The 15,908-nt window shown below is 27.5% G+C and carries 9 protein-coding genes and 1 other RNA gene; 3 read left to right on the top strand and 7 right to left on the bottom strand.

Annotated features, from left to right (window positions below; all coding sequences use genetic code 4):
* Nucleotides 1-6 precede the first annotated feature (6 nt).
* The 7 genes from ACWXVK_RS00250 to ACWXVK_RS00220 form a co-directional block, all read right to left on the bottom strand.
* Nucleotides 7-840, bottom strand: coding sequence for a pseudouridine synthase family protein (locus ACWXVK_RS00250; RefSeq protein ID WP_455993846.1), 834 nt, complete (start codon nt 838-840; stop codon nt 7-9).
* Entirely contained in the window at nt 833-1,453 is a 621-nt protein-coding gene (gene scpB / locus ACWXVK_RS00245; RefSeq protein WP_438340411.1) for an SMC-Scp complex subunit ScpB, read from the bottom strand. Before scpB ends, ACWXVK_RS00250 begins: the two co-directional genes overlap by 8 nt.
* A complete protein-coding gene (locus ACWXVK_RS00240) occupies nt 1,443-2,249 on the bottom strand; it encodes a segregation/condensation protein A (RefSeq protein ID WP_456013481.1) in 807 nt (268 codons plus the stop codon). Before ACWXVK_RS00240 ends, scpB begins: the two co-directional genes overlap by 11 nt.
* Nucleotides 2,250-2,264: 15 nt before the next feature.
* Entirely contained in the window at nt 2,265-3,053 is a 789-nt protein-coding gene (locus tag ACWXVK_RS00235) for a 1-acyl-sn-glycerol-3-phosphate acyltransferase (RefSeq protein ID WP_438340409.1), read from the bottom strand.
* A 25-nt stretch (nt 3,054-3,078) separates the two neighbouring features.
* Nucleotides 3,079-3,381: a 4'-phosphopantetheinyl transferase superfamily protein gene (locus tag ACWXVK_RS00230; RefSeq protein ID WP_438340408.1), complete on the bottom strand. Its 303-nt coding sequence runs from the start codon at nt 3,379-3,381 to the stop codon at nt 3,079-3,081.
* A 103-nt stretch (nt 3,382-3,484) separates the two neighbouring features.
* Entirely contained in the window at nt 3,485-4,813 is a 1,329-nt protein-coding gene (locus ACWXVK_RS00225; protein WP_456016823.1) for a C1 family peptidase, read from the bottom strand.
* A gap of 31 nt (nt 4,814-4,844) precedes the next feature.
* Complete coding sequence (locus ACWXVK_RS00220; protein ID WP_438340406.1) at nt 4,845-5,534, bottom strand: NAD-binding protein; 690 nt, start codon at nt 5,532-5,534, stop codon at nt 4,845-4,847.
* A 369-nt stretch (nt 5,535-5,903) separates the two neighbouring features.
* Here ACWXVK_RS00220 and ACWXVK_RS00215 point away from each other — a divergent pair, with 369 nt between their 5' ends.
* From ACWXVK_RS00215 to rnpB, 3 genes are all read left to right on the top strand, one after another.
* Nucleotides 5,904-7,346: a potassium transporter TrkG gene (locus tag ACWXVK_RS00215; protein WP_438340405.1), complete on the top strand. Its 1,443-nt coding sequence runs from the start codon at nt 5,904-5,906 to the stop codon at nt 7,344-7,346.
* A 10-nt stretch (nt 7,347-7,356) separates the two neighbouring features.
* Nucleotides 7,357-15,342 carry a hypothetical protein gene (locus tag ACWXVK_RS00210; RefSeq protein ID WP_456016822.1) on the top strand — a complete coding sequence of 2,662 codons (7,986 nt, stop codon included), beginning with the start codon at nt 7,357-7,359 and terminating at the stop codon, nt 15,340-15,342.
* 37 nt (nt 15,343-15,379) lie between these two features.
* An RNA gene (gene rnpB / locus ACWXVK_RS00205) (RNase P RNA component class B) lies at nt 15,380-15,691 on the top strand.
* Nucleotides 15,692-15,908: the final 217 nt, after the last annotated feature.

Below are 15,908 nucleotides of genomic sequence, written 5' to 3'. Positions count from 1 at the left end.
TCCTTTTTATCAACGCGGTTGAGATATAAAAATTTGATTGTTATATTCATTAAATTCATCAGGTAAATTTTGAAATTTTATTGAATATGAATGCAAATATAATCTTTTTGCTTTTTTTCCACCATATTTAGTATCTCCCAAAATTGGAGATTTTAGATATTCAAGAGTAGCCCTGATTTGGTGCTTTTTTCCTGTAACAATTTGAGCGTAACTACGGTTTCCTTCCTTGAAGAAGATGGTTCTAGCTTTTATTCCAAAATCTGGATTTACTCGCATTTTTTCATTTTTAATATCTTTTTCAAGGCGTACAGTTATGTCAAGCTTTTCTTCGTTAAAGTCTGCAACAAATTGATAAATTTTTTCAAAATATTTTTGATACTCATCAAAAACTACTAAGGTTTTATAGTTCTTTGCATATACCACTAAACCACTAGTTTTTTTATCAATTCTGCCGATTGATGCCGGTACAAAAGAAGAAGTTTTTTTAAAATTTAGATATTTATGAACTTGGTCATCTAGGCAATTTTCTTCTGAATGCATTGCGATGTTTATTGCTTTATCAACAATTAAAATATTTTTATCCTCATATATAACTTTAAAATTAATATTTGCAGTATTTCTCTTTTTTGGTTTTTGAATTTCAGAGATTCCGTAAACAATAATTTCATCGTCTAACTGTAATTTATATTGCTTATCGTTAGTTTTAACCCCATTTACTCTTATGTCTTTTTCACGGAAAATTTTTTCAATTCGTGATTTCGGGACATTGTCACATACTTTTAATATGTATTTATAAAGAATACGATCCACATCATCTTTTTTTGCTCTAAATTTATTCATTATATGTTTCCTCTACAAATAATTCATTATTGGATGCGTCGACTCTTTGAGAATCAAATAAGTCAAAATTTTCATCAGCCATTTCTTCTTCGATATTCGAGTAGCGGCTAAATTCAGGAAAAGGAGGAAGTTCAGCCAGTGTTTTAATTTTAAAATAATCATAAAATTTGTTAGTTATTCCATAAATGATGGGATTACCTGGGGTTTGAGCTACACCTACCTCCTCAATAATTCCTTTTTCTAATAAACTCGCAACAATTCCGTCACTAACAACACCTCTAATGTTTGAAATCATTGAACGAGTTACTGGTTGTTTATATGCAACAATTCCGGCTACTTCAATAGCTGCATTTGAAAGTCTTTGTTTCTTGACAATTGTAACTAGTTCAGATATATATTCCTTTACAGCCTCAACTGTAAGAAATTTATAAACATCATTGAATTCATAAACCTTAATACCATGATCTTGGTTATTAAAAAAAGTCTTGAAATCTCTTAATATTTTTCTGCCTTCTTGGATGGTGTTTAATTTAAAAATATCTTTCACTTGTTCCGAACTTAATCCTTCACTTCCTTGAACGAATAGTAGTGCTTCAATTATTTTATTCTTCATATTCTATTCCTTTTTTAAATTTGATAATACCTTCATCAACATCTTGTTCTAAAATAACAATTTGTTGTCTTGCAAGATCCAAAACGGCCAACATTGTTATGACAAAATGGCCTATTGTTGGGACATTAAAAATCTCATTAAACATAACCTCATTTTTATTAACAAAAAGACTGATTATTCTCTTTTTTTGATCCTCAGGATTTACAGCAACTGTTGATATAGTAATATTTCTAATTAATTCTGAATATGTTCGTTCAAACATTTTTCTTAATGTTATAACTAACTTCGAGCTATTAGAATGTCCATCAAGAATTGTTGAATCAACTTCTTTAACAAATCCCTCGGTTTCTTCTGGTTCTTTTGAAAACAAGTTTTGTCTTTGTTCTTCTTGTTTTTTTAATATTGAGGAAATTTCCTTAAACTTTTCATATTCCGCAATTTGTTCAAGCAATCTTTTCTTTTCTTGTTTGATTTCCTCTTCTGCTTCCGGGTCTTGTAATAACATCCTTGCTTTTAATTGAACTAGTGTTGCAGCCATAACTAAATATTCTGATGCAAGATCAATTTCATAACTTTCTATGTGTTTAATAATTTCTAAATATTGAGCAGTCAATTCAATTAAATCTACCTCAAAAATACTAATATTCTTTTCTCTTATTAGTGTTACTAAAAGGTCAAGTGGACCATCAAAATTAGAAAGTTTAAAAATATGTTTATCGCTTTCGGTACTTGTGTTTATTTTTTTGTCATCTTCTGAAGATAATTTACTTGATTTTGGTGTGTTTGTATGGTTCATAATATTGATTATTCTCTATTTTCTTTTTGTAAAAGTATTTTTTATGGTTTCATCTGATGAGATATTTTGATCTTGATATTTGCTTGAAACAATATTTTTAACTCAGTTAGCAAAATCTTTTTTATCTAGTGTTTGAAATTGCTGAGGTTTTATTGAAGGGTGAAAAATTACCTTAACGACAAGCTTTCCTTGTCTTTTATTATCAAGAGCATTAGCTGCGTTATTTATTGTTACTGGTACAAGGGGAATGTAGGTTGATTGAGCTGTTAGAAATACACCACTATTAAAATGAGCTATCTTGCCATCTCTTGTTCTAGTGCCTTCAGGGAAAATAACACCACAAGTTTGGTGTTTTTTAACATATTGCCCAAAATCTCTTAGAATTGCTAACGCTTCCTTTGGCTTTTGTGTATTTATGTAAAAGGTGCTAATTAGTTGACTAATTTTGTAAATTGATTTCTTTTGTTTAGCTTCCTCTCTAGCAACAAATGTCATTGGTTTTGATTTTCTTTCGCCATTACCATGGTTTCATAAAGCTGAAGCAATAATTAAAGGATCTAGATAAGTTGAATGATTCGGCGTTAAGAAACAAGGTCCACTTGGAATATTTTCAAATCCTTCAACTTCAACCTCGACATTCAGGTGTCGCAAAATATTTGAACTATATTTGTGGATAAAATGTTGTTTTTCCACGTCTTTATAATAATCTGGCATTGCTCTATTTCTTTTTGCTTTTGCCAAAAGTCTCACAAAGTTGTGTAGTAAAGGAATAAATCTAAGAAATTTTCTTGTTTTTAGTGTCATAAGTTTTTTCTCCTTGTTTTATTTTTTAGGATTTAAATGCAACAGCAACAACATAACCATCTTCACTAGTTGTAGATAATTGGTAATTGGCATATGTATATCTTCCAGCATTCGTTTTTTTGATTAGTATGTTTTTAAAACTAAATATTGAATTGTCAATTTTGAATATGCACTCTTTTAATGCTCATCTGGTTGCTAAAAATATTGGTTTTTTAGAGTCGCTGATTTTTAAATATTCTTCAATTTCAATTGGGTGTAAAATTTTTTTAATGGCGTTGGTGGATATATTTATAAACCTATTAATTTTAGCCATATCAATTGAAATCATAAAACTCCTTAATAAATAATTATTAATTATAATTTAATTAATAAATATTATGATTACAAAAGGAAAAAAATACCAAGCTATTAAACTGGTATTTTGCTATTAATTATTCATCACATAGTGGATCAAATGGAGAAATCGTAAAAATAGGTTTATTAAATGATTCAATTATTTCTTTATCTAAATATTTTTTATCAACAATAGCCATGTAATTATAATCAGTAAATCATTGGTCGCTCATTGATCAAAACCCTTTTGATCCTCGATCGCTTCCTCAACTATTTTCGACCTTTCAATTAATTGCTTTTCCTTGGGAATCTAGGTTTACTCCTACCATATTCATTGCATGAGCAATTACTGAGGCTCTTGATTCGAACTTTTCAGCTTTTGAGAAGTCTGGCGTTTTTGTTAGTGTTAGATCAAAATTGTAAAGTTCGGAATCTAGGATGCCCTCTCTATTTCCAAATGTAGAAACATCGCATCCAAATCATACTGGGTCCCCTGCCTTAATTTGATTAATCATAATTTTTTTCATTATCTCGATATCAATATTAATCATTGTTAAGGGAGTACCGCCAACCATATTATTGCATAGAGGGGCTTGGATGACAGAATTATGTGGAAACTTATTTCTCGGATCAGATACAAGAGTGATTTTTGTTTCAATATGTTTGCTTAGGTATTTTTGATAAAACTCAACTGGAGTCATTTTATCTAATGACACATATTTTTTATCCTTATTCATATATTCGAATTTGAATTCCTTCGGTGGTTTACCTAATGATTTTACTAAAATGTTATAAACATCTTCTAGTGCTTTTTCTTTTAGTAAAGAAACTTTATTTAAATCATTTGTTTGCAAAAATGTTTGTCTCATCTTAGCAGTATAAGCCTTTAATCTTCAATTAATTTGTTCTACCATTTCACTCGTGGCTTCAGAACTAAATGATTCATTCATTGCATCTTTTGTTACAATTCCATATTTCTTAATAAGATTTGTAAAGAAATCTCAATAGCCACCATCTGAAACTGGGTTAGTGTTAAAATATCTAAATAGGCGATCTTCATTCTCTAATTTTAGTCCTTCATTTTCAATTCAATTTAAGTAGAAATTTGCCTTTTCTAATTTATCAAAGAAATGAATATAGTTTTGCGAAAGTTCTAATGATTCAACATTAAATTCTTCCATTAGTTTAGTTCTAATAGAGTTTAAGCCAGCAAAAATTCAACATCTTCCTGATGCTTTTTGATTAGTAATATTCCCTACTTTTGTTTCATGAGAAAAAACAAAATTATGTTTTTTTATTGCCTCGTTGTTTATTGAACTTTGTTTTAATCCATTTTTAAAAATGGCTGATTCAATAATTTTGTTATTCATATTATTTTCATAATTTTCTTCAAACTTGTTAATTAATTCAAAATTAATTTCTGACATATTTTTATATTTTCTCCTTATTTTATTTAGATTATTTTGATTTGGTACAAAATTCCGTCACTCTTATAATATCTTCAAGTTTACCAATAAACGTAATTAGGTCACCATTTTCTATTTCAAAGTCGCCGCTAGGAAGAAATCAACTTTCGCCTCTTTGAATTAATGAAACTGATACGGAGTATTTGCTTCTAAATTCTGTTTCTCTAATTTTCTTGCCAATTATTTCATGATTTTTAATCCCGACTTTTGAGCTAACAAACCCATCTTGAATTTCAGTAATACATTCCGAAAAATTTGTCAAAGCATTATCCGAAACTAGGATAGCTGTTTTTGTTCCTGCTTCTTCTTCTGGAGAAACAATTCACTTGACACCAATTTGTTTTAAAACACGTGAATGACGAGAATTTGATGCTCTTGCAATTACTGTTTGCACACCTATTTCTGCTAGCGCTGCAACAATTTCAATGTTGTCTGATGTCGCAACGATAACGACATCAAATTCCTTAACATTAATTGATTCAAGAGTTTTTTTATCAGCACAATCAGCGACGTAAATGTTTTCAACTTCATCTTTAAATGGTAGAAGGTGTTTTTCATCTTGGTCAATTAGTACTAATCGAATATTGTTCGTTCTATCTAAAAGAAGTTTTCTTACAACCGCTTGACCAAAACGGCCAATGCCGATTACACAAATTTCCCTTGCCTTTTTAAAAAGTTTCATATTTTCTCCTAAACTATTTTGATGATTACAAAATCATATACTAATAAATTTTAAGACTTTTATATTTAAATAAAGTAAAGTAATTTCAAAAAGATAACCCTAGCAAATGATTGAACTATTCAATCTAGTTGTCTGCAGATATAAATTATTAAATTTTTCTTTTAAATTTAAGTTGCCTTTTTAAATTTTAACATTTAAATTTTTTTAGTCAATTTTGCCAAAAATATATTTTTTTACCTTTTGCTATATAATATAGCAATGATAAAAAAGCATCATATACCTAAAAAAACTAATATTTTCCTAAGATTTTTACGTAAGCTTGGGGTGGTAAGATATATTTTTATAATATATATCTTATTTACTATTCTTATGTCACTTTTGTTATTCTGAAACATATCCCATAAGGCCGATATAAAGGAACCGGTTAAATATATAGATGCACTTTTCGTATCTTCATCAGCATTTAGCGACACCGGGCTAACGCCATTAGTCACATCCGATACATTTAATACCTTTGGCCAGTTTTTGATTGCCTTAAGTATGGTTGTTGGTGGAATTGGAATATTTACATTTAAGATTTACATTTTTCAATCTATATTGGGTTTGAGATCTAACATTTTTAGCAATATGGTTTCTCAAACAGAAAGAGGTTCTATAACTGTTAGTGAAACAAGAAAGATGATTAAGATAGCAATTTCGTTCTTAATTATTACAACTGCTGTTGCTTCATTTATCTTTACAATGCTTTTATATTTGAGACCAAATTCAAATTTTATAACACAAGAGTTAAAAGAAACTAGCCCTTTATTGTTTAATAATAAAGTCGTTTTGAAGGCTAATGAGATACCATATAATAACTTTCTTCAATCATTAAAGTATGGAATTTTTCATGCGATTAGCTCAATAAATAATGCGGGATTTGACTTGTTTGGAAATAAGAGTTTACAACCTTTTTATAATGATTATGCTTTTCAAATAGTGACAATAATAACCTTTTTGATTGGCGGAATAGGCTTCCCGGTGATCTATGATATATGAAAAAAAATTCAATCAGTCAAGTTAGACCAACCACATCATAGATTTAATTTATTCACTAAATTTACAATAATAACTTATCTAATTACTACTGTATTAGGTTTTAGCATAAGTGTTATATTGGAATATAGTTCTAAATCAGAAACTACTTTTTGATATCAAAAGGAATATGGAACTGTGGGCGACAAACTATTTGCTATATACTTTCAAGTTAGTTCAACTAGATCTGCTGGTTTTTCGACTGTAAATTACTATAATTTTACACACTCAACCGTTTTATTACATAGCATCCTTATGTTTATCGGCTTTTCACCAGTTTCAACTGCAGGTGGTATTCGGAATACAACAATAGCAGTTATTTTTCTAAGCATAGTTACAATGATGACTGGCCGCAGTAGAATTAACGCCTTTAAGAGACAAATTGGTAAGGAAACTCTTATTAAAGCAGTAAATGTTTTTACTCTATCTATTGTCTTGATATTTATTGTATCAATTGTTAGTTATTCAACTCTTCCGACTCAAACTAAACAAATTGGTGATGTTAATTATCCAATTATTTTTGCAACATTTGAAGCATGCTCAGCTTTTGGTAATACTGGTTTGACAACAGGATTATCTTCAAATTCACACAACTTGCATATTGCTGGCAAATTAAGTCTTATTTTTATCATGATAATTGGGCAATTTGGTATTCCTCAGACTATCAAAATATTTGGTCGAGGAAGAAAAGCACCAGAATACTATCAATATATCTATGAAGATGTATCGATTGGTTAGGAGGTTTCTCATGAAAACGAAAGAAATGATTAAAAAAGTTACTAAAATAACTGTTGGTTTATCACTTGGATTAGTAATCCCAATTACTTCTATTTCTTGTGATAATAAAAAAGCACCAGATCAAGCAAAACCTAAAATTCAAAAGAAAAATATTCAAAAACCAGTTAGCGGAAAAATAAATTATGTTGCCATCGGTGATGATTATGCGGCTGGAAATAATAATAGTTTTAATGCTCATAGTAATAACTTTTTTAGCAAAGAAGATAATGAAGTATACGGAATTTCATATGCCTCATATTTAGCTAATTCAATCTCGCTAATTAATGATGATGAAACAATATTAAATAGATATGAAAATCTGGGTTTATCTTATTCTACTACTGATGCTTGATTGCATTTATTAAAACCAACCAATACTAGTAATTTAAATGAATTTAATGAGGTAATAAATCTAAATAAAAAATTAGGTTTGTATAATGCTAATTTGAATAGTAAAAAGGTTATTAGTAATATTAAAGAATCAAATTTTATAACCATTTCATTAGGATTTAATGATATCTTTAAGAAAGATGAAATTTTGTCATTAGTATTAAGACAATTTAAAGATAAAAAAGAAGAAAATCAATTTATTGTAGGCTATAATAAAATTATTTCAGCAAGAATTGCACAATTGTCAAAAAATTATACAGAGATAGTTAGGGAAATAAAACAAATAAATCCTAATATAAATATCAATCTAATTGGATATAGTGCGCCCTTAATTCATACTATCAATATTCAAGGTAATTTTCAAAATAACGTTTTGAAAACAACAACAGATTTATTGAATAAAACAATTAGCAATATCGCCGACAGTGAGAGTTTAAACTATTATAGTTTTTCATCTGAAAATAGCATTTATGAAAATGCTGAACAATTTTCGACTGATTATTTAAGTATCTTTCCAAGTGTCAACGGTTATAAAAAACTTGCCCAGGACATATTTGCAAAAATGTCTACAAATATTACAGAATATAATTCATTATTCAACAACAATGAATTTTCAAATCACAATAAAGCAATTTCATTTATAAAAAAAGCAACAACAATTAAATCATTAATTTTTGGAGTAGTTGGAAATAATGTAGATACATTTAAGAAACCGTATCCATTTGAAAAAAATTCAAAAAATAGTAGTCTTATTGCTTCTGAATCAAGCAATGTTTTTGCTCAAACTGTTTTGGCTGAATTTAGTAGTAAAATAAAAATGCTAAATAATGAACAACTTAAAACTTTTATTGATAACGTTCTTTCAATTATTGGCATTAATGATAAAGAGGCAAAAACATGATTTAATGAATTAATAAATTCATTGATATCTAAGCGTAAAAATAATTTAATAGTTTCATTATTTGAACAGCTGTTTGATTCAGTTTATGTTCAACACTTTCTTAATAAGGCAAATATCAAGGTTTCACAATTATTGGCAAAAAAATCTCCTCAAAATACTTTAACATCTGAAATTAGGAAAATTCTTACGCAAGAATTTCAAGATAAAAACAGTATATACTTAATCTTAAAATCAGTATTAAATTCTAACTATTTATCTAAAATTGAAAATAAGGTTTTTATTAGACAAAATTTAGCGTCATTAATTAAAATATTATTTTCAAACAAATCTATTAAGCAACTATTTCCACAAGAGCTATTGCCATTATGAGATAAGAAAACAATGGATAAAAATATAGTTGTAAAATTTGATAATCTTGTTAATAAGGCAGTGGATAATTTATTAAGCAAAAGCGAATTATATTTTGCTAATACTAATTTTGATGGTTTCATAAATGATATTTTGAGGGACTCTAAGAAAGAAATTATTTCTCTATTTCAAGCAATTGTTGATTGATTAACCAAAGATAAGGGATCTCTAAAAAAGATTATTGATAAGATTGCAACCTCCTTAAAAAATGTTTATAGAGTGCCGCAAGAAAGACTTGATGACATTAAATATTTCATTCAAACAACAGTGGAAAATCTAAAGGATTTTAAGTATTCATATGAACTTCTTGATCTTTTTGTAGAAACTACACTCGATTCATACAAAGATAATAAGTTGTTAGATACACATTCATTTATTAAAGCATTTGTGAAGGGGTTGCTATTTAATACAAAGGATGCCAATAAAAATAATCGTGTCTTTTTTGCTTTAATTAGCAATGTTCCTAGAAAGCCTAACATTGATCTTAATAAATACTATAATGGAATAAAATATCTCGGAGTTGGATTAGTGCAAGCGGAAAACATAATAAATTCAAATAATATAAGTAACCTGCTTGATGATCAAACAAGAGAAGCTATGCTTACATTGCTTAGAAATATTGCAAATAATTCTGATAACATTTTGAATATAACAGGTAAGAACTATATAAAAGACTTATTTTCATTATTGATTGACGATATCACTGCAAAGGGTAGCTTATTTAACCAAATTTTAGATAGACTTGGGGACTATGTTGTTATACATCCATTAATTAATTTCATTAAAAAACAAGGTTATGAGAAACAAATACTATCAGCAAATCCCGAATTTAATAATATAGAAGAGTTTGTAAAGTCTAGTTATTCTTCATTATATAAATCAGTTAATAATAAGATAATTATTGATAAGCTAAAATTTTTGGTAAATGACATTGTTGATAATGGTAAGCTATATGACAAAAGTTCACTATTTGCTTTTGTTGTTTCAACCTTAAAAAGAGTACAAGAAAATGGATTGATAACATTAGTAGAGACTTTATTGCAACAAATATCGAGTAAGGAAAATACTAAATTATTAGTGAATGTTCTTACCTCATACATTAATTCATCGTTAAATGTAAAACTAACCAATGTTGAAAAAGAACTGATCGAAACTTATATACAAAGCATTTTAAGAAACATTAAGGATTCAAACTTATTTAAACACTTTATTGATAATTTTAAGAAGATAACTAAAAAAATTGATATATCAAAAGTTGATACTTTTGATAAGCTGGGTTTATATCTAAAAGAAGAATTAAGCAATCTTTTGATTGAATCAACAAACCCCGGTGCAATACAAATGTTTCTTGATTTTTTAAGCCTAAAGAATACAAAAGAAAAAGATGGATTTAACAAATTTATTAATGTTTTATCAATATTTTTAAAAAATGAAAATAATGTTGATTTTATTCTTGACAAGCTAAATCTTAAAAAAATTGTTGCGGATATCCCTAAAAAGATTGATTTTGCAAAGCTGCCCCAAAATGTTAGAGATGATGTTAAAGGGTTATTAAATAATGTATTGGCATTAATAATTAAAAGATGAGATGACAAGATAAATCCAAAAATTAAGGAATTAATTAAAAATTCAGTTTCAAATGAAAAAATTAAAAATGTAAAAAATTTAAATGAATTATTTTTCTTATTAATTAATGAAAATAAGGAATTTTTGAAGGAATTTATTTTAGACATAATAAACAATGTTATTTTGGTTAATCAACAAAGCGAGCAAAAAACTGTTGATATAGTTGTTTATTTAATTTCTACTCAAATTAATTACAAAAAATTAAGTGTTAATGAACAAGGAAACATCAAATCGATAGTCAAAAAAGCAATTGCCTTTGTTAAGGATAAAAAAATATTTGGGCCATTGGTCGAAAGCTTATTAAATACAATGACTTCAAATATCAAGAAATTTGGTATTGATTTTAATAAATATGACTGAGCAAAAATTGTTGACTTTATTGATGATTTAGATATTATAAAAATTGTTGAAGCATCTGAGGATTTCTTTATTAACAAGATATCAAAAGATGAGCTAAAAACATTATTAAAAACTCTTCTTCTGAATGCTGTGCATCTTTTTGCTTTGAACGAGAAGCCAACAAATGATGAATCTACAGCATCTTCATTGCAAGAGCCAACTAAAAAAACTATTCCAAACATTAATGTTGAAAAAATTTTAGGTATAGTTCAAAAGATATTGAACAAACTTTCTTCTGAAAATAAGAAGGAATTAATACCTTATTTAGTTGATGCTATCTACGATCTAAAAGAAAACGAAGGTTTTAAGAAATTCTTATCTGATTTACTATCTAAAACTCTTAAAAATGGCAATCAGACAGTTATTAAGGAAATATTAAATAATAAAGGAGATTATTCACTATTAGCTAGTCTAATTATTAACAAGTCATATAGCCTTTTATTAAACGAAGAAAATAAACAAGGTTTAGTTTTGATTTTAAATAGTTTATTTGCCGATGACAAACCAATAGTTTTAGATGCAAATAAACTTGCGATTAAATTATTTAAAAATGTTAAAACAAATAATTTATTAAATTTCATTAAAACCAATTTAGACCGTATATTGGGTGACGAGGAATTGCTGGATGTGATTGCCAGATATCTAATTAGTTTAGTAAAACAACAAGCAAACATAAAATTTAGCGCCAATGAAGATCTAATAGTTCTTAATTACCTAAAATCATTATTAAAATCTATTCCAAACAGTCCTTTAATCCATAAATTAAAGAAGAATTTGGAAGAAAAACTCAGCGAATTAACAGATACATCAAGTTATATTGATTTCCAAAAAAAATTGAGTGATGCCCTTAAACAAACATTTAGTTTTAATAAGGAAAATATAGAACAAATTTTTGATATTTTAATTATAAAACAAGACAAGAAAGCACTAGGTGAAAAAAAACTTGTAGAAACTTTAAAAGTATTGTTAGGCAAAAAAGAGTTTTTAGAATTTATTTTAAAAAATATTAATCCTAAACAATTGATTAATAATATGTTTGATAATATAAATTTATCTAATTTAAATTTAGGAGAACATTCAAAAGGAGCTCTCACTTCAATAATTAAAGACACGAAAGATCTTATTAATCTAAAATATAATGATCTTGTTTCACAAAATATCAATGAAATTATTGAAAAATTATTGCTTGAGGATGTCCTAAAGAATGTAGATTCTTTTGAAGGCTGATTTAAGAATTTCTTCATAGTTAACGAGGATTGGATAATTAAAAAGGTAGACTTAATTCTAAATGATATTTTATTATCAAAAGAAAGCGAACAATTAAAGCAATCAATTGCTAATTTCTTAGTTGAATTTGTTGCCGAAAAACTTAATGGCATTGAATTTAAAAACGGCCAAAAAGAATCGCTAAAAGCAATATTTAACAAGGCAATTAATTTCCTCCCAGATCTTAATATAAGCAATGCTATAACTAAATCTGCCATTAAATTATTAGTTAAAAATATTAACCAATATCAATTCAATTTTGAGAAATATAACTTTAATAGTGCGTTCGACCTTATTAGCATATTTAATAAAATAAACATAGATAAGTTAGACCAATTCTTATCAGGATTAGACTCGCATGACTTAGCTAATATTATTCTTTTAGTTATAAATAATTTTGATAAGCTAGAGTTACTTTTTGCTACTCCATCTGTTACTTTGCAAGAAAAATCAAAGAATAAAACAATTGTTGAGTTCAATAAAAAAGAGGGAATTAAGATAAATATAAATGATATTTTTAGATTAATTAAAGTTGGATTTTCAATTTTAAATGCCTCTGATCGCGAGTCTATCAAAAAAGAAATTCCTAGTCTAGTTCAAAAGATACGTAAATCTCCAAAAATAAAAGAGTATGTAAAAACTAAATTAGACTTTTTAACAAATCTTATTTTAAAAGTTGACTCAAACGCTCGAGATTTTGCTAACAAAACAAAAGAAAAGATTATTGAATTTATCTTTGATAAGGACGATACTAAGGACCTTATAACTAACTTTATTAATACACTAATTTCCTTAGACCCAAAATCATTAGAGAATATTCATAATATAAATGAATTAATTAAGAAACTTTTGAACCTAAATAAGTCTTCGATCAGTGACTTTATTAAAAAAATTGTTTCTAATGCCACTTCTGATGAAGCGTATATTAATAGTTTAGTTAAATTTGTGTTGAATGCAATTCATTTAGAATTAAAATTTGATTCAACTAGCGACGAGTTTGAAAATATTGCTAACTTGGGTACCAGAATTATTAAAAATCTAGGTAATAAAAATATTGTATCAGACATAATAAGTAAGCTTTTTGAGAGTCTTGTTGACATTGATATTATTGACCCAAAGGGCCATTTTGATCAAAATATATTGATATCAAAAATAATTTCAGGGTTAAAGAAAATCGATTGAAAGGTTTTATTTACATCCCAAAATATAGAGGATATGTTTAAATCACTTATTGGAAATAACATATCAAAAGAACAGTTAGTTAAAGAATTTAGTTCTTTATATCATTATTTGGAAAGAAATATACCAAAATTGACTAATCAAATAAACAACCAACATACAATATCTAATAACACTCAAAATGTGCTAAATCCAGTTATTTCTGATGAACAAAAAGAGTTTTTAAAGAATATTGAAGGCACAATATTCAATGTATTAACTGGCTTGAATGGTTCACTTGATTCTAGCGAAACTGTTGGCAAGGAAGCAATAATCGAGGTTGTTCATACAATCTTTAAAGACCAAATTAAAAAGATAAAATGGCAAGAAATAAAACAGGATTTAATACCTAAGTCCGAATTGCAAACTATAGTTGATAAATTTGTAGACAAACCAATTTTAAAAACGTTAATTAGCGATGTTATATCTGATTTTCTAACAAAACCAAAAGTCCAAGCAGCAAATATTGGTGAAATAGTAACTAAAACATTAGAAAAAGTTTCGCAAAAATTAAAAGATAATGTAACAAAAGTACTAGAAGCAGTTGTTGAAGACGATGATTTAATGAAGATTGTTATTGGTCATGTATTAAATTATTTAAAATTGGAAAATGTTACAGCCGAAGATATTTCATTTATCAAAGAATTAATTAGCGCTATTTTTAAAGAATTAATCAAAACTGATTTTTATAAACGAAAAGTTGTTAAGAGAACTATCGATCACATTGTTGGCTATAGTAAAAATTTCTCAATATTTGAACCAGTCAAATGACTTCTTGATGCCATTGAAAAAATTAAGGCCGGATTTTCATTTAATGATCTTAAGATTATTGCTTCTTTTGTTGGTGAAACTAAGGCTATTAATGGTGCTCGCTTGATTAAGCTTATAAATCTATTATTTGGAAAAAGTAATTTAAAGGATTCGGTTTTATATAATGGTTTGCGAAACATTAATATGAATCCCGATCCAACAAAGCGTACCAATATTAATACTCTACTTGATTTTGTAAGTATTGGACAATTAAGCAATTCGACTTCAACGAGTAACATTCAAAATAATGATCCAGATAATATTTCTCCTGACCTTGATGCACTGTCATTGATTAATGAAATCTTTAAAATGTTAAGTATTGAATATTATAAGAATCAAAAAACTCAAGATAGTAGTTTTAAAGTCAGATCTAAGACACCTGAATGGCAGGCGTTATATCGTTTTAAGGTAGCGATTGATTATATTCTTTTTGAAACATTTGGGCGTGAAACAGATATTGCTCAACGTGATGTGAGTCGAAGAAAAATTAATTTATATACAGGTGTTCGTTCGTTATTATGAGAGATTCAGGAAGGAACTAACATTTCGGCCATTCCGTTTTTAAGCTCTAAATTTTCAGGTATGCAAAGCTATTTTACAAAAGATATTGATCGTCGTCAATTTACTAATTATGCAGTAAGTGAATCTGGTTTTTGATTTGTCAAGTCATGAACTTACTTTGATGATAGTAATTATGGTCCTGAATCAATTACTTATTTAATTACTAGTTCTGGTTATAATGATAAAGAAAAGGGTAATTTAACTAGATTTAAATATAAGATTAGCGAGGGCGGACAAGCATATGAGATTTCTAAAAAAGAATATATCTTACTAACTTTAAAAGAAGGCGGTTATGGTAAATTCATGAAATTAAATAATAAGCGTTCGAATTCATCATGGTCTGGACTTGATAAAATTAATCCCGAAGATTTCTATTAGGATTTAGCTAAAAAAATAAAAATAGAGTAAAATAATTATGCACAGCCAACTGCTGCATAATTATTTTATGTAGAGGAAAATCCGCTCTAGCACTTGCTGCGATGCAAGTAGTGATCATGCTAGGCCAAATAAGCCTAGGCAGTTATTTAAATAATTGACGACTAGTGCAACAGAGACGAGCTTATTTAGTTAAGGTGCAACGATGTAAACTCCATGAGTTAGAAACCCAAATTTTGGTAGGGGAACCTGATTAATATAAATGAATAAAGATCGGGAAGCATATTATTTTAATATGTTTAGATAAATAGTTGGCGCTGTTAATTTACAGAACAAAAAGCGGTTTATCGTGCAAAAAGGCATTTTGTGCCTTTTTATTTTTTTTATGCGCAGCATTTAGGCGTTAATAAATTTAGTCTAATTTTAAGAACTATATAAAAAATAAATTTATAGAGAAAAAGCGAAAACTAAAGCCTTTTATCTTTTTTTAACAAAAAATAAGTCACTAATTTTCATTATTTGGTGAATTGGGTATCTACATTATATTTTGGAATAAAATTAAATATATA

This window comes from Mycoplasma sp. 3398 (assembly GCF_053851555.1).
The sequence above is the reverse complement of the archived record's forward strand: the minus strand, read 5'-3'. Positions and strand labels throughout refer to the sequence as shown.